Below are 19,114 nucleotides of genomic sequence, written 5' to 3'. Positions count from 1 at the left end.
GGACGGCGATGACCTATTGTGTGGGCTTGATGCTCGAGCGCGGGCTGGTGATGATGTCGGACACCCGCACCAATGCCGGCGTCGACAACATCTCGACCTTCCGCAAGATGTTCACCTGGGAAAAGCCCGGCGACCGCGCGCTGGTGCTGATGACGGCGGGCAATCTGGCCACCACGCAGTCGGTGGTCTCGATCCTCGACGAACGCACCAAGGCGCATGGCGAGCGCGACCCGTCGCTTTTCGAGGTGCCTTCGATGTTTCAGGCGGCGCGGCTGGTGGCGCGGACCCTGAAGGACGTGATCGCGGCCCATGCCGATGTCGGCCAGCGCGCCGATGCCGCCTTCAACGCGACGCTGATCCTTGGCGGCCAGATCAAGGGCGGCGCGCCGCGGCTGTTCCTGATCTATCCCGAAGGCAATTTCATCGAGGCCGGCGAGGACACGCCCTTCTTCCAGATCGGCGAAACCAAATACGGCCGCCCGATCCTGGTGCGTGCCTATGACCCGGCGATGAGCTTCGAGAAGGCGGTCAAGCTGATGCTGGTCAGCTTCGATTCCACCCTCAAGGCCAATCTTTCGGTCGGCATGCCCTTCGATCTGCAAGTCTACGAGGCCGACAGCCTGCAACTGGGCCGCCGCATCCGCATCCGTGCCAACGACCCCTATTTCGAGCAGATCTCGACCGGCTGGGGCGAGGAACTGAAAGCGGCCCTCGACAGCTTGCCCGATTTCGAGTTCTGAGGTCCGTTCGGGCGGCGCCCCGGTCTGGACGGGGCAACAAGGGCTGCGAAGAGGCAATTTCGGGCCCCGAACCGGGCGGCAGCTTGGCCCGGTTGCGGCCTGGTAAATCGTCCCGTCCGTATCGGCGTCTGTCGGCGGGGGGCTGCCGATCCGGGAATTCCCACGGAAACAAGCGCGTTTCTGCCGGTCATGGGGCCGGTGGCCAGCCGTCTTGGCGGTTTTTTGCCGTGGAAGCCGTTTACCCTGTTTCAAGGTCAATGGGCCAGCTTGTCGGTGAACCAGACTGCGGCTAGGGAATCGCCATGACCCCCGATCACACCCAGAAGGGCAAGACCGAACCGTCGATCCAGCGACCGGCTTCGGATGTGGCCCTGTCATTCTCGCGTCTGGCGCCCGACGCCCATGCGCGCATCCGCGTGTTCCCCGTCCTGGCCGTTGCAGGGGCCGCGCTCACTGCGCTGGTTTCGGTTCTGGCCGTGACCGCAGTGCCCCCCGCGCAAGGCCGGGCGCCCGAGGCGGCTCTGGCTTTGGGCCGCGATGCGACGCCGGTCGAGGGCTCGGTCCTTCTGGCCGGGGCCGATGCCGCCCGCGCCGCGCCTCTGGCGCCGGTCACCCGGCCCGAAGCTCTGTCCCGGGTGACGGGACCTGCCGAGGATGGGCTCGATGCCGTGGCCGAGGCCCGCGCCGCGCAGGGCCAGCAGGCCGCGCGGCTGATGCTGGCCGCCTATCCGGCGACTGCCGGGGGAACCGCCTTGCCGAACGGTCTTCATGTTTACGCGGGCCCCCCCGATGTCGCGCCTCCGGCGAGGCCCGGCGCCCAGCCTGACGCGCCGGAGGACCAGTTGGCACAACTTCGGCCGCATCCGCGCCCCCTGGCTGAGGGGGGCGATGCCCGGCGTCCGCGTCCGCGTCCCAGCGCCGAGGCTCCGGCTGCCGCGACCGATGTGGTCGCAAGCCTGTCGGCGGAAAACGCGCCGCGTCCCCATGCGCGTCCCGAGACAGATGCCGACACTGCGGGAACCGCTCTGCCGGAGGCGAGCGGTACGGATCCGCAAAGGCCCCTGGCCCGTCCCGTCATCCTGGCGGACGCGGCCGACAGCGTTCGTCCCCAGGCGCGTCCAATCCCACTGGCCGTGGCGGCCTCTGGCGCGAGCCTCGTTCCGGCCCCCGGGATCGAGCGCGCTGCCGCCTTTGTCCCGCCTGTGGCCGCACCGGCAGAGGCGGCAGTGCCTGAGGCTGCGTCGGCCGCCCCTGCCGAACAGGGGCTGAAGGCGTCGCTGCGGCCCCAGACCCGTCCGGCGGCGCTGGCCCGGCTCGCGCGCGGCGCCCTCGTACCCGAAGAGCGCCGCAGCGCGGCGCCCCGTGCCGAACCCTTCGCCCATACCGACATCGCGCGCGGTGCCAATGGCTGTTCGATGCGGCTTGCCCGGGGCATCCCGAACCGCGGGCGCGGCGCGCTCGACGGGCGCGAGATCGGCTCGCGGATGGGCGGGCTGCATGGCGGCGACCGGGACTCGCTGATCGTGCAGCAGGCGCTGGCCGGGAATATCCCGCATTTCCTGCGTGAGCTGACCCCGGTCAAGGTGTCGGGCACGCTGCCCGGCGGCGGCCGCGCCGACGTGACGATCTGCGTGACGCCGGATTATCTGGCGCTGGGCAGCGATGCCGATTTCGTTCGTGTTCCCATGGGCCTGCCCGCCGCGGCGCGGATCGCCGACCGATTTGGCTTTCTGCTGCCGACGACGCGAATGGTCGATGCGATCTATGCGCAGGCCGGGCTCCGGCTCGATCCCCGCCCGATGACGGCCGGGGCGCAGATGAGTTCGACCGGTTATTTCCTGCAGCATAACCGGACCGTCGAAGGACAAACCGGGGGCCGCGAGGGCCAGCTGACCGCCGGGCAGAAGAAGGACCTGGTCCTGACCAACCGCCTGCGCAGCCATCCCGGACGCGTGGCGATCTATGGCTGGCACAAGCGCGACGGAAGCCCGATCCAGCCGCTCAGCACGGTTCATGGTGCCTATTATTCCGATTACAGCCATGGCGTACGGCTGGTCAGCCAGACCGCCTTCCTCAATGGCCGCGCGGTGTCGCTGGCCAGCCTCTTGAGCAATCCGACCTATGCGCAGATGCTGACCGGCGAGGGTCCGATCGACGCGCCCGAACGGTTGATGGCCTCGCTTTACCGCTAGATCGCGGTCGGGGGCCTTACCAGAAGGCCCCTGCCGGGCTGTGGCGAGGATGGCGGCGAATGCCATCCCTGCCTGTTCCTGCCCGAGCAGGGCCTTTCCGTCCAGGCCCAGATTGTCCGCCTGCGCGCAGCGTGCGGCCCTCTCGCGCTGTTCTGCGTTCGCCCGGTCCAGGCGCCCGGCGCCGCGTCCTGGCCGCAGCCCCCCCCCAGATATCTGCCCGGGCCCCGGTCAGTTCGCGCCGGAATTGAACAGCGGCACGGTCGAGATCGACATCTTGGCCGACCCCTGGGTCAGTTCGCGGGCATGGGCCAGATAGATCAGCGTCTGGTTCGCGTCGTCGAAGATCCGCTTGATCCGGAGGGATTTCAGAACCAGCGACCGGCCTTGGCGAAACACCTCCTCGCCCTCCGGGCTGCGGTCGATATCGCCGATCTCGATCGGTCCGGTCTGGCGGCAGGCGATCGAGGCGTTCGACGGGTCTTCGAACCAGTTGCCCTGGCTCAGCCTGTCCAGCATCGAGCGCGAGAAATAGGCGACATGGCAGGTCACGCCCTTCACTTCGGGGTCCTGGATCGCCTCGATCACGATATCGTTGCCGGTCCAGTCCACCCCGACGCGTCCGACCTCATCGGCCGGGGCGGCAAGCGGGGCAGTGATGGGCAGGGCTGCGACAAGCAGGGCAAGAAGGGCAGGGCGGGTCATCGGACGGTCCTCATCTCTGACTACGGCTCAAAGGTAGGCATCGGCGCGGCCATTGCCACGGCGATTGACGCCGCACCCCTGTCGATGCTAGGAAATGAACAAGCGTTCAATAAGCTGGGGAGGAGGAGCCCGGGCGATGTTCACCGCGACAATGGACTTCGATCTCGACGACGAGACTCGCGCGCTGCGCGACATGGTGCACCGCTGGGCACAGGAGCGGGTCCGGCCGATGGCCGCCGCGATCGACCGCGACAACGTCTTTCCGGCCGAGCTCTGGCGCGAGATGGGCGACCTTGGTCTGCTGGGGATCACCGTGCCCGAGGAGTATGGCGGCGCCGGCATGAGCTATCTGGCCCATACCATCGCGGTCGAGGAAATCGCCCGCGCCTCGGCCAGCGTCTCGCTGAGCTATGGTGCCCATTCGAATCTCTGCGTGAACCAGATCAAGCTGAACGGCACCGATGCGCAAAAGCGCAAATACCTGCCGGGGCTGATTTCGGGCGCGCAGGTCGGCGCGCTGGCGATGTCCGAAGCGGGCGCCGGGTCGGATGTGGTCTCGATGAAGCTGCGGGCCGAGAAACGGAACGGCTATTACAGCCTCAACGGCACGAAATACTGGATCACCAACGGCCCGGATGCCGACACGCTGGTCGTCTATGCCAAGACCGATCCCGAGGCCGGCCCCAAGGGCATCACCGCCTTCATCGTCGAAAAAAGCATGAGCGGGTTCTCGACCTCGCGCCATTTCGACAAGCTCGGGATGCGCGGCTCGAACACGGCCGAGCTGATCTTCGAGGATGTCGAAGTGCCCTTCGAGAACGTGCTGGGCGAAGAGGGCAAGGGCGTCCGGGTGCTGATGTCGGGGCTCGATTACGAGCGCGTGGTCCTGGCGGGCATCGGCACCGGCATCATGGCGGCCTGTCTCGACGAGATCATGCCCTATCTGCGCGACCGCCAGCAGTTCGGCCAGCCGATCGGCAGCTTTCAGCTGATGCAGGGCAAGATCGCCGACATGTACACGGCGATGAATTCGGCCCGGGCCTATGTCTACGCCGTCGCACGGTCTTGTGATCGCGGCCAGGTGACGCGGCAGGATGCGGCGGCCTGCGTGCTTTATGCCTCGGAAGAGGCGATGAAACAGGCGCATCAGGCCGTGCAAGCCATGGGCGGCGCTGGGTTTTTGGCCGACAGCGCGGTCGCGCGGCTGTTCCGGGATGCCAAGCTGATGGAGATCGGTGCAGGCACATCCGAGATCCGGCGGATGCTGGTGGGGCGTGAATTGATGAAGGCGATGGACTAAATGCGAGTCACAGACTCAACTTTAGAAGGTGACGCAGATGCGACTGTCCCTGATCCTCGCCGCCGCGCTGGCCGCGGCCACCCCCGCGCTGGCCCAGCAATACGACTTCAAGCCCGATGCGACGCTGGCCTGCATGGACAAGCAGAAGATGCCGGGCGCCGACATCGCCTGCGTGGGTGAATCCGCGCGCGCCTGCTTTCAGAAGATGAAGTCGCCTGCCGTCAGCGACATTGCCGCCTGCCAGCAGGCTGAAGGCGAATACTGGAAGGCGCGCATGGACAGCGCCTTTGAAAAGCTGCTGGGCCTGGCCGAGACCGCCGACAAGGACTTTGCGAAAACCCAGGACGAACCGCTGCACGCGACCATGGTCAACGACCTGAAGAACGAGCAGGAGCAATGGGATACCTGGCAGAAGACCCGGTGCTGGGTCGAGGCGATGATGCGTCGCGGCACGCCCTACCGGATGACCGCCGCCGCCAATTGCACGATGAAGCAGATCGCCGCGCGCGCGATGTTCATGGAAAGCGCGGTGAAATACATGGAGACCAAATAGCGCCGCCGCCTCGCATCGGGTCATGCGGGCGGTGCCGCCAGGGAGGAACCGATGCGCACGCGGGAAGGACCGCGCGCCCGGCTGCAGCAGGGCGCGCGTCATCGGATGCGATACCCGGCCCGGCACGATCCGGGCAGGGCGCGGACTGGCCCGGACGGGTCAGAACTTCCAGATATAGGACACGCCGAAGACCCAGGGGTCGATATGCGCGGTGCCGATCTTCGAGCCGTTCAGCTTGACGTCGCTGTCGATATCGATCCAGCGCACATCGGCCCGGATCGCGTGGCGCTCGTCGATCGCGTAATCGACGCCGGCATGGAGCGCGAGCCCCCAGGAGTCGTCGATATCGACATCGCCAAGCGCGCTGTCGGTATCCCAGAAGGTGGTGTAGTTCAAACCGGCGCCGAGGAAGGGCGTGACCGAACTGCTGGTCACGAAGTGGTATTGCAACGACACCACCGGCGGCAACTGCAGCGTGTCCGCCTCGCCGACGCCGTCGATATGGATGTTGTGCTTGAAGGGCAGCGCACCCAGCACCTCGACGCCCCAGTTGTCGGCGAAGAAATACTCGAACGTGATGGTCGGCCGCGCGTTGTCGCCGACATGGGACTCGCTTCCGGCGAGCCTGCCGTTGTCGTCCTTGGGCAGAACGTAGCCGAGCCCGAGGCCAAGGGTCCAGTCGCCCTGCGACTGGGCAAACGCGGAGGACCCGGCCAGAGCGGCTGCGGTCATGGCAATGGCAAACAGGGAGGTCTTCATTGCAGCGATCCTTAGAGTTGGAATTTGAATCATTCGCGTCCATGGGGCGGATCGGGGCGGATTTCCTTGACTTGTATCAATTCGCGGTATGGTGTTGCATACAATGGTGCGCGGAGGACACGCGATGCGCCTGAGATCCGCCGCCCTTCCCGCATCCGACGTGTTTCAGGCCAACCGCGCGGCCCATCTCGCGGCGCTGCGCGAGGTCGCCGAGGCCGCGGCGCTGGCTGCCGCGGGCGGCGGCGAGGCGGCGCGTGCCCGCCATGTCGCGCGCGGCAAGATGCTGCCGCGCGACCGGGTGGCCAATCTGCTCGACCCCGGCAGTCCTTTCCTCGAAATCGGTGCGACCGCGGCCCATGGGCTTTATGACGGTGCGGCGCCCTGCGCCGGGGCCATCGCCGGGATCGGCCGGGTCGAAGGCCAGGAGGTCATGGTGCTGGCCAACGATGCCACGGTAAAGGGCGGCACCTATTACCCGATGACGGTGAAAAAGCACCTGCGCGCCCAGGAGATCGCGGCCGAGTGCCATCTGCCCTGCCTCTACCTCGTCGATTCCGGGGGGGCGAACCTGCCCAACCAGGACGAGGTTTTCCCCGACCGCGATCATTTCGGGCGGATCTTCTACAATCAGGCGCAGATGTCGGCCGCGGGCATCCCGCAGATCGCCGTCGTCATGGGGTCCTGCACCGCGGGCGGGGCCTATGTGCCCGCCATGTCCGACGTCACCATCATCGTGCGCGACCAGGGCACGATCTTTCTCGCGGGTCCTCCGCTGGTCAAGGCTGCGACGGGCGAGGTCGTCTCGGCCGAGGATCTGGGGGGCGGCGACGTGCATACGCGGCTTTCGGGTGTGGCCGATTATCTGGCCGAGGACGATGCCCATGCGTTGGCACTGGCCCGCCGCGCCGTCCGGCATCTGAACCGCGAACGGCCCGCGACCGTGCGCCGGGAAACGCCCGAGGACCCGGCCTATGACCCCGATGAGATCCTGGGCGTCGTGCCCGCCGATCTGCGCACGCCCTATGACATCCGCGAGGTGATCGCGCGCATCGTTGACGGCTCGCGTTTCGACGAGTTCAAGCCGCGCTTCGGCGAGACGCTGGTGACGGGCTTTGCCCATGTCATGGGCTGCCCGGTCGGAATCGTGGCGAATAACGGCGTGATCTTCTCCGAGGCCGCCCAGAAAGGCGCCCATTTCATCGAGCTTTGCGCCCAGCGCGGCACGCCGCTGGTTTTTCTGCAGAACGTCACCGGCTTCATGGTCGGGCGCAAATACGAAAACGAGGGCATCGCGCGCCACGGCGCCAAGATGGTCACGGCGGTCGCGACCGCGGCGGTCCCGAAGATCACCATGCTGGTCGGCGGCAGTTTTGGCGCGGGCAATTACGGCATGGCGGGACGGGCCTATTCGCCCCGCTTCCTCTGGACCTGGCCCAATTCCCGCATCTCGGTGATGGGCGGCGAACAGGCGGCGGGCGTGCTGGCTACGGTGAAGCGCGACGCCATCGAACGGGCGGGCGGCACCTGGACGTCCGAAGACGAGGCCGCCTTCAAGCGCCCGACGATCGAGATGTTCGCCGAACAAAGCCACCCGCTTTACGCCTCGGCCCGGCTCTGGGACGACGGCATCATAGACCCGCGCAAATCGCGCGAGGTGCTGGCCCTGTCGCTGTCGGCCGCGCTGAACGCGCCGATCCCCGAAACCCGCTTCGGCGTCTTCCGGATGTGACGCGCATGCTTCTTCTTGGCAAAAATACCCAAATCCCGACGCCCGCAACGAAAGGCACGGCATGTTCCGCAAGATCCTGATCGCAAATCGCGGCGAGATCGCCTGCCGGGTCATCGCCACCGCCCGGCGCCTTGGCATTGCCACCGTCGCCGTCCACTCGACGGCCGATGCCCGCGCCGCCCATGTGGCGCTGGCCGACGAGGCGGTCGCCATCGGCGCGCCAGCGCCCGCCGACAGCTACCTGCGCGCCGACCGGATCATCGAGGCCGCGCTGCAAACCGGGGCCGAGGCGATCCATCCGGGCTATGGGTTCCTCTCGGAAAACCCCGGTTTCGTTGAGGCCGTCGAGGCCGCGTGCCTGACCTTCATCGGCCCCACGGCCGACGCGATCCGCGCCATGGGGTTGAAGGACGCGGCCAAGGCCTTGATGGAAAAGGCGGGCGTGCCGGTCGTGCCCGGCTATCACGGGGCCAACCAGGACGACGCCCATCTCGAAGGCGCGGCCGAGGCCATCGGCTGGCCGGTCCTGATCAAGGCGGTGGCGGGGGGCGGCGGCAAGGGCATGCGCAAGGTCACGCGCCCGGCCGACTTCGCCGCAGCGCTCGCGTCGGCCCGGTCCGAGGCGCGCGCGGCCTTCGGCAACGATACCGTCCTGATCGAGAAGCTGATCGAGGCCCCCCGCCATATCGAGGTTCAGGTTTTCGGCGACGGCACCGATGCGGTTCATCTTTACGAACGCGACTGCTCGCTGCAGCGCCGCCATCAGAAGGTGATCGAGGAGGCCCCGGCGCCCGGCATGACGCCCGAGATGCGCGCCGCCATGGGCGAGGCGGCGGTGCGCGCGGCGCGCGCCATCGGCTATCGCGGGGCGGGCACGGTCGAGTTCATCGTCGACGGCTCGGACGGGCTGCGCCCCGACCGGTTCTGGTTCATGGAGATGAACACGCGGCTGCAGGTCGAACATCCGGTGACCGAGGCCGTGACCGGGCTCGATCTGGTGGAATGGCAGCTCCGCGTTGCCACGGGCGAGGGGCTGCCGCTGACGCAGGACCGGATCCCGCTGACGGGTCACGCCTTCGAGGCCCGGCTTTACGCCGAGGACGTGCCTGCCGGGTTCTTGCCCGCAACCGGCACGCTGGCGCATCTGGCCTTTCCGCGCGGTATCCGCGCCGATACCGGCGTGCGGACGGGCGACACGATCAGCCCCTGGTACGACCCGATGATCGCCAAGATCGTGGCCCACGGCCCGACCCGCGCGGTCGCGCTGAACCGGCTGGCCCGGGCGCTCGACGACACGCAGGTCGCGGGTACGACCACGAACCTTGCCTTTCTGGGGCGTCTAGCCCGGCATGCGGGCTTTGCCCGGGGGGAGGTCGATACCGGCCTGATCGAGAGGGACATCGAAAGCCTTGCCGAAAGCCCGCCGCCCGCCCGCGCGGTCGAGGCGGTGGCCCTGCTTGAGGCCGCAGCGCCGTCCGCCGGCCCGCTGGCGGGGTTCACCCTCTGGGCCCCTCTGCGGCGCGTGGTGACGCTTGGCCGCGACGGCGACGAGGTCACCGGCACGCTTCTCTTCGACGGGCCCGATCACGCGACGGTCGAGATCGGCGAGGCGGTGCTTGAGGCCCGTTGCGCCGCCGACGGCTGGCGGATCGACGGTGCCTCGGCGGGCGCCGTGCGGCGGGCGGGCGGCGCGATCCATGTCTTCGCGGGCGCTCAGGGAACGTTCAGCTTCACGCCCATTGATCCGCTGGACCGGGCGACGGCGGCGGGGGCCGGAGCGGATGTGATCGAGGCGCCGATGCCGGGGCTGCTCAAGTCGCTGGCCGTCGTCGTGGGCGACCGCGTCGCCGCGGGCCAGCCGCTGGCGGTGCTCGAGGCGATGAAGATGGAACACACGCTGGCCGCCCCCCGCGAGGGCGTGGTGGCCGAGGTGCTGGCCGCGCCCGGAGCGCAGGTCGAGGCGGGGGCCGCGCTGGTGCGGCTTGTCCCGGAGCAGGACGATGCCTGACCGGGTCGAGATCTTCGAGGTCGGCCCGCGCGACGGGTTGCAGAACGAACCCCGCGCTATTCCGGCCGCTGAAAAGATCGCGCTGATCGACCTCCTCGGTCAGGCGGGGTTCCGGCGGATCGAGGCGGCCAGTTTTGTTCGGCCCGAACGGGTGCCGCAGATGGCCGACGGGGCCGAGGTTCTGGCGGGCATCCGCCGTGCGCCGGGCGTGCGCTATGCCGCGCTCACCCCGAACATCCGCGGCTATGAACGGGCCCGTGCGGCGGGGGCCGACGAGATCGCGATTTTCGCCTCGGCCTCCGAAGGGTTCAGCCGCGCCAATATCAACGCCTCGATCGACGAGAGCTTTCGCCGCTTTGCTCCGGTCGCGGCGGCGGCGAAGGCCGACGGGTTGCCGATGCGCGGCTATATCTCCTGCGTGACCGACTGCCCCTATGACGGGCCCATGCCGCCCGGGGCGGTCGCGGCGCTGGCGGACCGGCTGCTGGCGCTTGGCTGCTACGAGATCAGCCTGGGCGAGACCATCGGCCGGGGCACGCCGCAGACGGTTGCCGCGATGCTTGACGCGGTGCTGGCCGTTGCCCCGCCCGCGCGCCTGGCCGGGCATTTCCACGACACCGGCGGGCGGGCCATGGCCAATATCGAGGCGGCGCTGGAGGCCGGGCTTCGGGTCTTCGATGCCGCCGTGGGCGGGCTTGGCGGCTGCCCCTTTGCGAGAGGGGCGCCCGGCAATGCCGCGACCGAGAAGGTGGCGGCGCGGCTGGCCGAACTGGGGTTCGACACCGGGCTCGACCCGACGCGGCTGGCCGAGGCGGCGGCGCTGGCCCGGCGCATGCGCGGTGACCCGCCCGGAACCGGCCCCGGTGGAGCAGCCTCTTGAAACGGGGCGATTTATCGCATCCATGAAAGGCCCGTCCGGGCCGCATGATGCGACTCGGAAATGGAGCGCTCCATGGAACACACAACCGGCCGTTGTCCCTTTGCCGCCCAGCGCGAAACGCGCAGCGGTGCCCACCCCCTGCACCTGCGCCGCTCGATCCTCAACCGCGAGGTGCTGCGGCCCGTCCTGCGCCAGCTCGGGCTCGAGACGATGCCCGACGACCCGCATGTGACGCTGGCCCATAGCACGGCCCCGGTCGACTGGGGCCTCAAGGTCTTCGAGCCGGACCCGCACCGGATCGCGATCACCCCGCAAAGGCCGCGCTTCGAGCGGACCCCGGCGGGCGGTGTCGATCTGGTCTTCGGCGCGCCCGAGCTGGAGACGCGCTGGCGCGAGCTGACCGGGGCCGGGGCGGTCTGGGACCTGCCGCCCTTCGTGCCGCGCGTGGCGCTTGGCCCCTGTCCGGCGGATCTGCCTGCGATCTGTTTCTTTGCAGGGCCGGTGCTGTTCGGCCCGGAATGGCGCGCGACGCCCGACTGTCTGGGGGCCGAGGCGCCGCACCATCCGGTTTCGGCCTGAGAGGGCGGCCTCAGGCGGTCTGGGCGAGAAGACGCGGCAGGGTCTCGAGCCGGTCGATCCGCGCGGCCGCGCCCTCGGGCAGGGGGGTGCGGCCCGTCTCGTCGTAGAGGATCGCGGTCAGGCCCAGTGCGGCGGGGGCGGCGACGTCCCATACCGGATCATCGCCCAGCATCCAGGCGTCGCGGGGGGCGGTATCGAGCCGGGCCAGCAGGCGCAGATAGGCGCGCGGGTCGGGCTTGCCGAAACCCGCCTCTTCCTCGATCTGGATCGCCCGGAAGAAGGGCGAAAGCCCGAAACGCGCGATCTTGGCGCGCTGGCGCGTGCGGGTGCCGTTGGTCAGAAGCCCCAGCCGCAACCCGGCCGCGCCAAGCCCCGCCAGCATTTCGCGCGCGCCGGGTTTGAGGGTGATCGCCTCTTCGAGATAGGTCTCGAACCGGTCGGCGATACGGTCGGCATCGACCCCGTGCAGCGGCTCGGACCCGGGGGGGCGGGCGAGGTTCAGCCGGTGAAAGGCCGCGCGCACCACCCGCCGCCGGGTCGCGTCGCCTTCGAGCCGCCAGAGCTTGCGGCCCTCTTCATCGGCAAGAAAGCTCAGCACCCGGTCCAGCACCTCGGCGGTGACCCAGCGGGTCGAATGTTCGCCCAGCGCATCGGCATGTTCGGCGATGATCGCGGCCCAGGTCCGTTCCGGCTGGCGGTAGGCGGTCAGCAACGTGTCGTCGAGGTCGAGAAGGATGGTCCGGGGCGGGCGCATGGCTCAGGCCGTCTCCGCCTCGCGCCAGGCGGCCTCGGCGGCAGACAACGCGGCGCCGGTGCGGGCCGGGTGGCCCGCGGCGTCGAGCGCCGCCCCCAGCGTGGCGAGATCGCCCAGCACGGTTTCAAGCCGCGCGCGGGGGCCGGTGTGATTGAGCCGCGCCAAACGCTCGCCCGCCGGACCCACGCCCGCGCTCAGCGCATCGCCGCTGGCATGGGTCAGCAGTTCGGTGGCCGAAAGGCCCTCGGGCAGGGCCGCGGCGGTGACAAGGTTCGAGGCCTGCCCGGGTGCGACCCACTCGGCCCCGGTCAGTGCGCGGGCTCCGGCGCGGGCGGCGGCGGCGGCACGACCGTGGCGGGCGCGGATCGCGGCCATGCCTTCGGCCTCGACCCGGGCGAGCGTCTGGGCGAGGCTGTGGAATTCAAGCGCCGAGGGGGTGCCCGGCAGCGCGCCCCGGCCGGTCTCGAGCCAGAGCGTCCGCAGATCGGCCAGAGACAGGATCGAGGGCGCCTCGCCCGGGGGCGCGATCCGGTCCCAGGCGGCGGGCGAGACGGCGATGGCCGAGGTTCCGGCCTGACCGCCCAGCGCCTTTTGCGGCCCCATCACCGCGACGTCGATTCCCAGCGCGTCGACCTCGACCGGGTGTCCGCCGAGCGAGGCCACCGCATCGACCACGACAAGCGCGCCATGCGCCTTGGCCAGCGCCACGATCCCGGGCAGCGGGTTCAGGATGCCGGTCGCGCTTTCGGCATGGACCAGCGCCACCAGATCGTAACGCCCGGCCTCCAGCGCGCGGGCCACGGCATCCGTCGTGATCGGATGGCCCGGGGCGGCGCCCGCGAGGTCGGTCACCTCGGCGCCCGCGCGCCTCAGCCAGCCGCCGAACCAGCGCCCGTAAAGCGAGGTCACGACGTTCAGCGCGCGGACACCCGGCCGCCCGAGCGAACTGGCCGCCGCCTCAAGCGCGACCATCGCCTCGCCCTGCACCAGCAGCACGTCATTGGCGGTGCCGATCAGCCGCCCGATGGCATCGGCCAGCGGCGCGTATCCGTCGGCCGGGAAGGCCGGGGCATCGGGCAGCGGCAGCCAGGACGGGGGCAAGGGGGCAGGGGGGCGGGAACTCATGACGAAACCTTCTCGGTATGAATGGTCGGCACGGCCGCGATCAGGCGGCGCAGGATCTCGGTCCGGGGCGCGGCCAGCAGCGCCTCGGCCGGGCCGGTCTCGACGATGCGGCCGGCCTCCATCACCGCGATCCGGTGCGACAGCGCCCGTGTCACCGCCAGATCGTGGCTGACGAACAGATAGGCCAGCCCCATCTCGCGCTGCAACTGCGCCAGCAGGTCCAGGACGCGCGCGCGGACCGAGGCGTCGAGCGCCGAGACCGCCTCGTCCAGCACGATCAGTTTCGGCCGGGGCGCGATGGCGCGGGCGATGGCGACGCGCTGGCGCTGGCCGCCCGACAGCGCGCTTAACGGGCGGGGCGCAAGCTCGGGCGAAAGGCCGACCTGGGTCAGAAGCCTCTCGACATGGTCGGGCCAGTCGGACCGGGGTGCGATGGCATGCAGGCGCAGCGGCTCGCAGAGCGCGCCCGAGACCGTGGCGCGCGGATGAAAGGCCGCGCCGGGATCCTGAAACACCATTTGCATGGCGCCCCGGGCGCGGCGCAGCGTCCGGCCCTTCAGCCCGCCCCAGTCCTGTCCGTCGAATTGGATGGTTCCGGCATCGGGCTCGGTCAGCCGGGTCAGCACCCGCGCAATCGTGGACTTGCCGCAGCCCGAGGGGCCGATCAGCCCCAGCGTTTCGCCCGGGGCGATTTCGAACGACACATCGTCAAGCGCCCGGATGCGGCGGGCCCCGGGATAGGTCTTGGTCAGGCCGCGCGCCTGAAGGAGGGTCATGGCGGCTCTCCGACGAGGCGGGGGCTTGCCAGATCAAGATGGGCGGCCAGAAGCGAGCGGGTATAGCTTTCGCGGGGGGCCTGCAGGACCCGGGCGGCGGGGCCGATCTCGACCATCCGGGCGGCATGCATCACCGCGATCCGGTCGGCGAGCTGACCCGCCAGCGCCATGTCATGCGTGATGAAAAGAAGCGTCATGCCCTTTGCGCCGCAAAGGCTGCGCAAGAGCGCGGTGATTTCGGCCTGCACCAGCACGTCTAGCGCGCTGGTCGCCTCGTCGGCGATCAGCAGCTTCGGCCCGGCGGCGATGGCCAGCGCGATGGCGATGCGCTGGCGCTGCCCGCCCGAGAACTGGTGCGGATAGGCGTCGAGTGCCTGCGCCGGGCCGGGGATCTGGACGGTCTCGAGAAGCGCGGCGGCGCGGGCGCGGGCGGCGCGCGGCGACAGCGGCAGATGGGTGCGCAGCACCTCGGTCAGGTGGCGACCGACCGAGAGCAGCGGGTTGAGGCTGCCGCCCGGGTCCTGAAACACATAGCCGATATCGCGGCCCGGCCGGGGGATGGGCCCGTCGCCCCAGTCGATCCGCCCCTCGATGCGGCTGCCGGGGGGCAGCAGCCCGGCGATGGCGCGCGCCAGCGTCGACTTGCCCGAACCGGATTCGCCGATGATGGCCAGCTTTTCGCCCTCGAAGAGCGCCAGCCCCAGATCGGCCAGAGCCGGGGCGCGGGCGCCGGGATAGCGGACCGACAGGCCGGTAAGGCCCAGAAGCATGGTCATCGCTTGTCCCGCCCCGTCAGACTGTCGGTCAGCGCCTCGCCGACCAGATAGGTCGAGATCACCGTCAGCACCAGCGCGATGCCCGGGATGATCGACAGATAGGCGGCCGAGCGCAGCTGGTTGCGCCCCTCGGCGATCATCGCCCCCCAGGTCACGGAATTGGGGTCGCCAAGCCCGAGGAACGAAAGTGCCGCCTCGGTCAGCACCGCGGCCGCGACGATCACCGAGGCGACCGCCAGAACCGGCGGCAGCGCCAGCGGCATGATCTGGCGAAAGGCGATCTCGGCCGGGGACATGCCCATGACCTTTGCCGCGGCGACGAAGTCGGATTCGCGCAGGCTGAGCACCCGGGCGCGGGCCAGCCGCGCGGGCCCGGTCCAGGCGCCAAGCGCGATGGCCAGCACCACGACCCAAAGCGACGGTCCCATGACCGACACGAAGGCCAGCGCCAGAAGAAAGCCCGGAACGATCTGGAAAGCATCGACGATCCGCATCAGCGCGGCCTCGATGGCGCCGCCGGCAAAGCCCGCCGCGGTGCCGACCGTCATGCCCGCGAAGACTGCGACCAGAGCCGCCGAAAGCCCCACCGCGACCGAGGTGCGCGCGCCGTGGATCAGTTCGGCCAGCAGGTCCCGGCCCAGCCGGTCGGTGCCAAGCGGCAGGCCCGCATCGGTGAAGGGCGGGATCAGCGGGCGGCCCGCGATGGCCAGCGGATCTCCCGGCGCGATCAGCGGCGCGAGACCCGCGATCAGGATCAGCGCCAGCAGGATCGCCCCGCCCAGAAGCGCCTCGGGCCGGCGGAGGAAGGGTCTAGTCATGGCCCGCTCCCGACCCGACGCGCGGGTCGAGCCAGCCATAGGCCAGATCGACCAGCAGGTTCGCGATCACCACCATCAAGGCCGAGGTCAGAATCACCGCCAGCAGCAAGGGCGCGTCGCGGCCCGCGACGGCCTCTTGTGCTAGCCGACCGAAGCCGGGAATGGCGAAGACGCTTTCGATCACCACCGAGCCGCCCAGCATCGCCGCCGATTGCAGCCCCAGCATGGTCACCAGCGGCAAAAGGGCGTTCCGGGCGGCGTGGTTGAGGGTGATGCGCCAGTCGGGCAGCCCGCGCGCCCGGGCCGCGAGGGTAAAGTCCTGCCCCCAGGCCTCGGCCATGCCCGAGCGCATGATCCTGAGAAAAAGCGCCAGATAGATCATCCCCAGCGCTGCCACCGGCAGCACCAGATGCCGCGCGATGTCGGCGGCGCGGGCCAGCCCCGCCTTGCCCGAGGCGATGGTCTCGATCCCCGAGACCGGCAGCCAGCGCAGCTGCACCGCAAAGACCACGGCCAGCACCAGACCCAGCCAGAAGCTGGGGATCGAATAGAGAAACAGCGAGCCGCCCGACAGCACCCGGTCGAGGACCGATCCGGGGCGGCGTCCGGCCAGAACGCCGAGGGCTGAGCCCAGCAGGAAGGACAGCGCCGTGGCGCTGCCCATGAGCCAGAGCGTGTTCGGCAACCGCTCGGCGATCACGGGGCCGATGGGGCGGTTCAGCGCGATGGACCAGCCCAGATCGCCCCGCGCATATTGGCCAAGCGTGAAGAGCAGCCGGTTCAGCACGGACCCGTCGAGCCCGTAGCGGGCGCGCAGCTCGGCCGCCATCTGCGCGTCGCCCCCGCCCATCGACAGCAGATAGGCGTCGACGGCATCCCCGCCCGCGCTGTCGAGCAGCACGAACACGCCCACCAGCACGATCAGCAGCACCGGAAGGCTGCCCGCAAGGCGCACCAGAACGACCCGGCCAAGCCGCGCCATCAGACTGCCTCATGGGCGGTTGGCCGTACCCGTCTCATTCGGAAAGGCCGGTCTCCGCCCAGTTCGAGACGACCCAGCGCGGGTTGGTGGCGACCCCGGTCACGCTGTCGGCCACGACCGAGGTGAAGGACCAGTCGGCCACGTTGATCAGCGGCAGGTCGGCGGTGACCATCCGCTGGAAGTCCTTGTAAAGGGCGACGCGCTTACCCGGGTCGAGCGTCACCAGCGCCTCGTCGATCAGCGCGTCGAGATCGGGGTTCGCGTAGCCGCCCTGGTTCGAGAAGGGCACCCCGTCGGGCTGGCCCGAGCGCACGAGGATGGTGGTCGAGATCGCCGGATCGGCGCGGAATACGGTGGGCGCGATGGCCAGATCGAATGCGTGATCGGTATAGACCGCCTTGATATGGCCCGCCGCGTCATGGGGCACGATCTGCGCATCGATGCCGATGGCGGCCAGCGCCTGGCGCAGATAGTCGCCGAATTGCCGGGTCTCGGCGAAATAGGGCGCGGGCAGAAGCCGCAGCGAAAACCGGGTGCCGCCCGGCCCTTCGCGATAGCCGGCCTCGTCGAGCAAGTCCTTGGCTGCCGCTATGTCGAAGGGGTAGGTCGTGACGTCCGGGGTATAGAAGGTCGGGTCGTTGGCGGGCACCGGGCCGGTGGCCTTCTCGGCATAGCCGAGGAAGATCGTGTCCAGCACGAAGTCCTTGTCGATGGCGTGGGCAATGGCCTGGCGCACCTTCAGATCGGAAAGGATCCCGGTCCGGTGGTTGATCTCGACGGTCAGCTGATAGGTCAGCGCCTCGTAGCCCCTGGTCACGACCGACAGCCCGGGCACCTTGGCGATCCGGTCGAGATCGGCCAGCGGCACCGAGGAGAAGGCCGCCAGATGCACCTCGCCCGCCTCGAGCGAGCTGGCGGCGGCGGCGCGGTCGGGCAGCACCCGGAAGACGATGTCGTCGAGATGGGGCAGACCCTCGCCCCAATAGCTGTCATTTCGGGTCAGCAGGTAGTATTCGCCGGGACGGTAGTCGCCCCATTTGAACGGGCCGGTGCCGATCAGCGCCCGGTTTGCCGGATTCTCGGCGATGTCGCTGCCCTCATAGACATGTTTCGGCAGCACCGAGGACACCACCGGCAGCGCGTTCGCGATCAGCTGCAGGGGCGTCGGTTTGGAAAAGCGGAAGATGGCGGTCAGCGGGTCGGGGGTCTCGACGGTCTCGAGATTGGCGAAGAGCGAGCGTCCGATGTTTTGCAGGGGCTTCCAGACCTCCATCGCCGAGAAGGCGACATCGGCCGAGGTGAAGGGGGTGCCGTCATGCCAGCTTACCCCCTCGCGCAGGGCGAAGGTGATCGACAGCCCGTCCTCCGAGCCCTCCCAGCCGGTCGCCAGCAGCGGTTTCAGACCGCCCGCATCGTAGGATGCTTCGGCCAGCGGCTCGATCACCTTCGACGAGATGAAGAAGACGCCGTTCGAGGCGACGATGGCCGGGTTCAGCTGCCTGGGCTCGCTGTCGGCAGCGACGATCAGCCGTCCGCCGCCTTGGGCCAGAGCGAGGCGGGGCAGGGCCGTTGATGCAAGCAGAGCGGCGGTGCCGGTCAGGACGCCGCGTCGGGAAATCGTGGCAAACATTGGAAACATCCGTTCTTTTCGGAAGACGCAGCGGCGGTGCCGCCCTGCCGCAGGCTGGCACCGTCCGGGGCAGGACGCAAGAGCGCTTGGGACAGGTCGGGTCTTGCCGTGTCCTCGGGACTCTTGTCCTGCGGTCTCGCCCGGAAAAGCGGCAGATGGCGGACGGCTTGGCGACTGGATAGCGGGTCAGGCACCCGCTATCCGTCTTGCGGTCAGTTCGGGGGCAGGTCGAGGGGGGGCATCCCGGACCTTGCTTTGAAACTCCATCAGGAACCAGAAGGTCCGGTCCACCTGCCGGCCGAAGCAACGGCGCAGAAGCTGGGTATACCGGTTGTCGCGATCCTGCTGCTCGGAGGTCAGGAACCGGCTGAAATCGGCGATCAGCGCGGCCGCGCGCGGGGGGGGGGCGAGGACGGCGCAGGGCTCGATCGAGATCGCCGCCGGGATCAGTTGCAGCGTATCGCGGAAACCCGAGATCGACCAGGCGCCCTATTGCCCGTCCTGGCGTTCAAGCGCGGCGCTGCGGGCGGCAAGGTCGTCGGGCAGCACCCGCCGGTCATCGACGCGAGGCTTGCCCCGGGACTTCGGAAAGAACGGCTGCAGTCGATCCATCTGTTCGTCGGTCAGCCAGAAATGCCCGCTCATCATGCCCCTCGTGTTTGGGAGCTTGAATCATGCAGCCGGGACAGCCTCAAGCAGATTCATGGGTCCTGACTCTAGGTCGTGTTGACAAAAGGGATTCCGCTCGTGCGTAGGGCATGATTCAAGCTGGCATCTGCGATGGAGACCAGCTTGGCACGAGATCTTATGT

The 19,114-nt window shown here is 69.2% G+C and carries 17 protein-coding genes and 1 pseudogene; 8 read left to right on the top strand and 10 right to left on the bottom strand.

The annotated features are described in order from the left end of the window. Window positions 1-8 precede the first annotated feature (8 nt). Both EV657_RS18865 and EV657_RS18860 read left to right on the top strand, forming a co-directional pair. Window positions 9-740 (top strand): proteasome-type protease, encoded by a 732-nt coding sequence (locus tag EV657_RS18865; RefSeq protein WP_113668452.1) that lies wholly within the window; start codon window positions 9-11, stop codon window positions 738-740. Between the two features lie 302 nt (window positions 741-1,042). Then, on the top strand, window positions 1,043-2,932 hold the full coding sequence (locus EV657_RS18860; protein ID WP_134079336.1) for a hypothetical protein: 1,890 nt from the start codon (window positions 1,043-1,045) through the stop codon (window positions 2,930-2,932). A gap of 228 nt (window positions 2,933-3,160) precedes the next feature. Here the strand turns inward: EV657_RS18860 and EV657_RS18855 are convergent, their stop codons facing one another. Beyond that, complete coding sequence (locus EV657_RS18855) at window positions 3,161-3,634, bottom strand: CreA family protein (RefSeq protein ID WP_081382076.1); 474 nt, start codon at window positions 3,632-3,634, stop codon at window positions 3,161-3,163. Between the two features lie 136 nt (window positions 3,635-3,770). On the opposite strand from EV657_RS18855, the gene EV657_RS18850 reads away from it, so the two are divergent. Continuing rightward, window positions 3,771-4,934, top strand: coding sequence for an isovaleryl-CoA dehydrogenase (locus EV657_RS18850; RefSeq protein WP_134079335.1), 1,164 nt, complete (start codon window positions 3,771-3,773; stop codon window positions 4,932-4,934). Window positions 4,935-4,971: 37 nt separating this feature from the next. Then, on the top strand, window positions 4,972-5,487 hold the full coding sequence (locus tag EV657_RS18845) for a lysozyme inhibitor LprI family protein (RefSeq protein WP_112315925.1): 516 nt from the start codon (window positions 4,972-4,974) through the stop codon (window positions 5,485-5,487). 159 nt (window positions 5,488-5,646) lie between these two features. On the opposite strand, the gene EV657_RS18840 is transcribed toward EV657_RS18845, so the two are convergent. Continuing rightward, window positions 5,647-6,246, bottom strand: coding sequence for an OmpW/AlkL family protein (locus tag EV657_RS18840; RefSeq protein WP_134079333.1), 600 nt, complete (start codon window positions 6,244-6,246; stop codon window positions 5,647-5,649). Window positions 6,247-6,370: 124 nt separating this feature from the next. On the opposite strand from EV657_RS18840, the gene EV657_RS18835 reads away from it, so the two are divergent. The 4 genes from EV657_RS18835 to EV657_RS18820 all read left to right on the top strand — a co-directional run bounded on the left by EV657_RS18835 (window position 6,371) and on the right by EV657_RS18820 (window position 11,442). Then, complete coding sequence (locus EV657_RS18835) at window positions 6,371-7,975, top strand: carboxyl transferase domain-containing protein (RefSeq protein ID WP_113668455.1); 1,605 nt, start codon at window positions 6,371-6,373, stop codon at window positions 7,973-7,975. Window positions 7,976-8,036: 61 nt separating this feature from the next. After that, complete coding sequence (locus tag EV657_RS18830; protein WP_134079332.1) at window positions 8,037-9,983, top strand: acetyl/propionyl/methylcrotonyl-CoA carboxylase subunit alpha; 1,947 nt, start codon at window positions 8,037-8,039, stop codon at window positions 9,981-9,983. Continuing rightward, a complete protein-coding gene (locus EV657_RS18825) occupies window positions 9,976-10,863 on the top strand; it encodes a hydroxymethylglutaryl-CoA lyase (protein ID WP_075785175.1) in 888 nt (295 codons plus the stop codon). Before EV657_RS18830 ends, EV657_RS18825 begins: the two co-directional genes overlap by 8 nt. Before the next feature lie 72 nt (window positions 10,864-10,935). Next, window positions 10,936-11,442, top strand: a complete 507-nt coding sequence (locus EV657_RS18820) for a hypothetical protein (protein WP_075785176.1) — start codon at window positions 10,936-10,938, stop codon at window positions 11,440-11,442. Window positions 11,443-11,452: 10 nt separating this feature from the next. Here EV657_RS18820 and EV657_RS18815 read toward each other — a convergent pair whose 3' ends face one another. The 8 genes and pseudogenes from EV657_RS18815 to EV657_RS18780 form a co-directional block, all read right to left on the bottom strand. Further along, complete coding sequence (locus EV657_RS18815) at window positions 11,453-12,196, bottom strand: HAD family hydrolase (protein ID WP_134079330.1); 744 nt, start codon at window positions 12,194-12,196, stop codon at window positions 11,453-11,455. A gap of 3 nt (window positions 12,197-12,199) precedes the next feature. Then, the gene (locus EV657_RS18810; protein WP_113668460.1) at window positions 12,200-13,321 is read right to left on the bottom strand and encodes an aminotransferase class V-fold PLP-dependent enzyme; all 1,122 of its coding nucleotides are present in this window, start codon (window positions 13,319-13,321) and stop codon (window positions 12,200-12,202) included. Next, the gene (locus tag EV657_RS18805; protein WP_113668461.1) at window positions 13,318-14,097 is read right to left on the bottom strand and encodes an ABC transporter ATP-binding protein; all 780 of its coding nucleotides are present in this window, start codon (window positions 14,095-14,097) and stop codon (window positions 13,318-13,320) included. The genes EV657_RS18810 and EV657_RS18805 overlap by 4 nt, the downstream gene beginning before the upstream one ends. Further along, the gene (locus EV657_RS18800) at window positions 14,094-14,873 is read right to left on the bottom strand and encodes an ABC transporter ATP-binding protein (RefSeq protein ID WP_134079328.1); all 780 of its coding nucleotides are present in this window, start codon (window positions 14,871-14,873) and stop codon (window positions 14,094-14,096) included. Before EV657_RS18800 ends, EV657_RS18805 begins: the two co-directional genes overlap by 4 nt. Next, window positions 14,870-15,691 (bottom strand): ABC transporter permease, encoded by an 822-nt coding sequence (locus EV657_RS18795; RefSeq protein ID WP_134079327.1) that lies wholly within the window; start codon window positions 15,689-15,691, stop codon window positions 14,870-14,872. The genes EV657_RS18800 and EV657_RS18795 overlap by 4 nt, the downstream gene beginning before the upstream one ends. Continuing rightward, on the bottom strand, window positions 15,684-16,673 hold the full coding sequence (locus EV657_RS18790; protein WP_134079325.1) for an ABC transporter permease: 990 nt from the start codon (window positions 16,671-16,673) through the stop codon (window positions 15,684-15,686). Before EV657_RS18790 ends, EV657_RS18795 begins: the two co-directional genes overlap by 8 nt. Window positions 16,674-16,707: 34 nt before the next feature. Next, window positions 16,708-18,303 (bottom strand): ABC transporter substrate-binding protein, encoded by a 1,596-nt coding sequence (locus EV657_RS18785; RefSeq protein ID WP_134079324.1) that lies wholly within the window; start codon window positions 18,301-18,303, stop codon window positions 16,708-16,710. Window positions 18,304-18,846: 543 nt separating this feature from the next. After that, a pseudogene (locus tag EV657_RS18780) lies at window positions 18,847-18,948 on the bottom strand (IS5/IS1182 family transposase); the annotation flags it as partial. Window positions 18,949-19,114: the final 166 nt, after the last annotated feature.

The sequence above is a fragment of the Rhodovulum visakhapatnamense genome (genome assembly GCF_004365965.1).
Taxonomy (GTDB): Bacteria; Pseudomonadota; Alphaproteobacteria; order Rhodobacterales; family Rhodobacteraceae; genus Rhodovulum; species Rhodovulum visakhapatnamense.
Note: the sequence above shows the minus strand (reverse complement) of the source record. Positions and strands in the feature narration are given on the sequence as shown.

What these genes read in the sequence shown, in the direction of transcription:
- EV657_RS18865 (WP_113668452.1), top strand. Translation starts at nt 9, where the DNA reads ATGACCTATTGTGTGGGCTTGATGCTCGAGCGCGGGCTGGTGATGATG.
- EV657_RS18860 (WP_134079336.1), top strand. Translation starts at nt 1,043, where the DNA reads ATGACCCCCGATCACACCCAGAAGGGCAAGACCGAACCGTCGATCCAG.
- EV657_RS18855 (WP_081382076.1), bottom strand. Translation starts at nt 3,634, where the DNA reads ATGACCCGCCCTGCCCTTCTTGCCCTGCTTGTCGCAGCCCTGCCCATC.
- EV657_RS18850 (WP_134079335.1), top strand. Translation starts at nt 3,771, where the DNA reads ATGTTCACCGCGACAATGGACTTCGATCTCGACGACGAGACTCGCGCG.
- EV657_RS18845 (WP_112315925.1), top strand. Translation starts at nt 4,972, where the DNA reads ATGCGACTGTCCCTGATCCTCGCCGCCGCGCTGGCCGCGGCCACCCCC.
- EV657_RS18840 (WP_134079333.1), bottom strand. Translation starts at nt 6,246, where the DNA reads ATGAAGACCTCCCTGTTTGCCATTGCCATGACCGCAGCCGCTCTGGCC.
- EV657_RS18835 (WP_113668455.1), top strand. Translation starts at nt 6,371, where the DNA reads ATGCGCCTGAGATCCGCCGCCCTTCCCGCATCCGACGTGTTTCAGGCC.
- EV657_RS18830 (WP_134079332.1), top strand. Translation starts at nt 8,037, where the DNA reads ATGTTCCGCAAGATCCTGATCGCAAATCGCGGCGAGATCGCCTGCCGG.
- EV657_RS18825 (WP_075785175.1), top strand. Translation starts at nt 9,976, where the DNA reads ATGCCTGACCGGGTCGAGATCTTCGAGGTCGGCCCGCGCGACGGGTTG.
- EV657_RS18820 (WP_075785176.1), top strand. Translation starts at nt 10,936, where the DNA reads ATGGAACACACAACCGGCCGTTGTCCCTTTGCCGCCCAGCGCGAAACG.
- EV657_RS18815 (WP_134079330.1), bottom strand. Translation starts at nt 12,196, where the DNA reads ATGCGCCCGCCCCGGACCATCCTTCTCGACCTCGACGACACGTTGCTG.
- EV657_RS18810 (WP_113668460.1), bottom strand. Translation starts at nt 13,321, where the DNA reads ATGAGTTCCCGCCCCCCTGCCCCCTTGCCCCCGTCCTGGCTGCCGCTG.
- EV657_RS18805 (WP_113668461.1), bottom strand. Translation starts at nt 14,097, where the DNA reads ATGACCCTCCTTCAGGCGCGCGGCCTGACCAAGACCTATCCCGGGGCC.
- EV657_RS18800 (WP_134079328.1), bottom strand. Translation starts at nt 14,873, where the DNA reads ATGACCATGCTTCTGGGCCTTACCGGCCTGTCGGTCCGCTATCCCGGC.
- EV657_RS18795 (WP_134079327.1), bottom strand. Translation starts at nt 15,691, where the DNA reads ATGACTAGACCCTTCCTCCGCCGGCCCGAGGCGCTTCTGGGCGGGGCG.
- EV657_RS18790 (WP_134079325.1), bottom strand. Translation starts at nt 16,673, where the DNA reads ATGGCGCGGCTTGGCCGGGTCGTTCTGGTGCGCCTTGCGGGCAGCCTT.
- EV657_RS18785 (WP_134079324.1), bottom strand. Translation starts at nt 18,303, where the DNA reads ATGTTTGCCACGATTTCCCGACGCGGCGTCCTGACCGGCACCGCCGCT.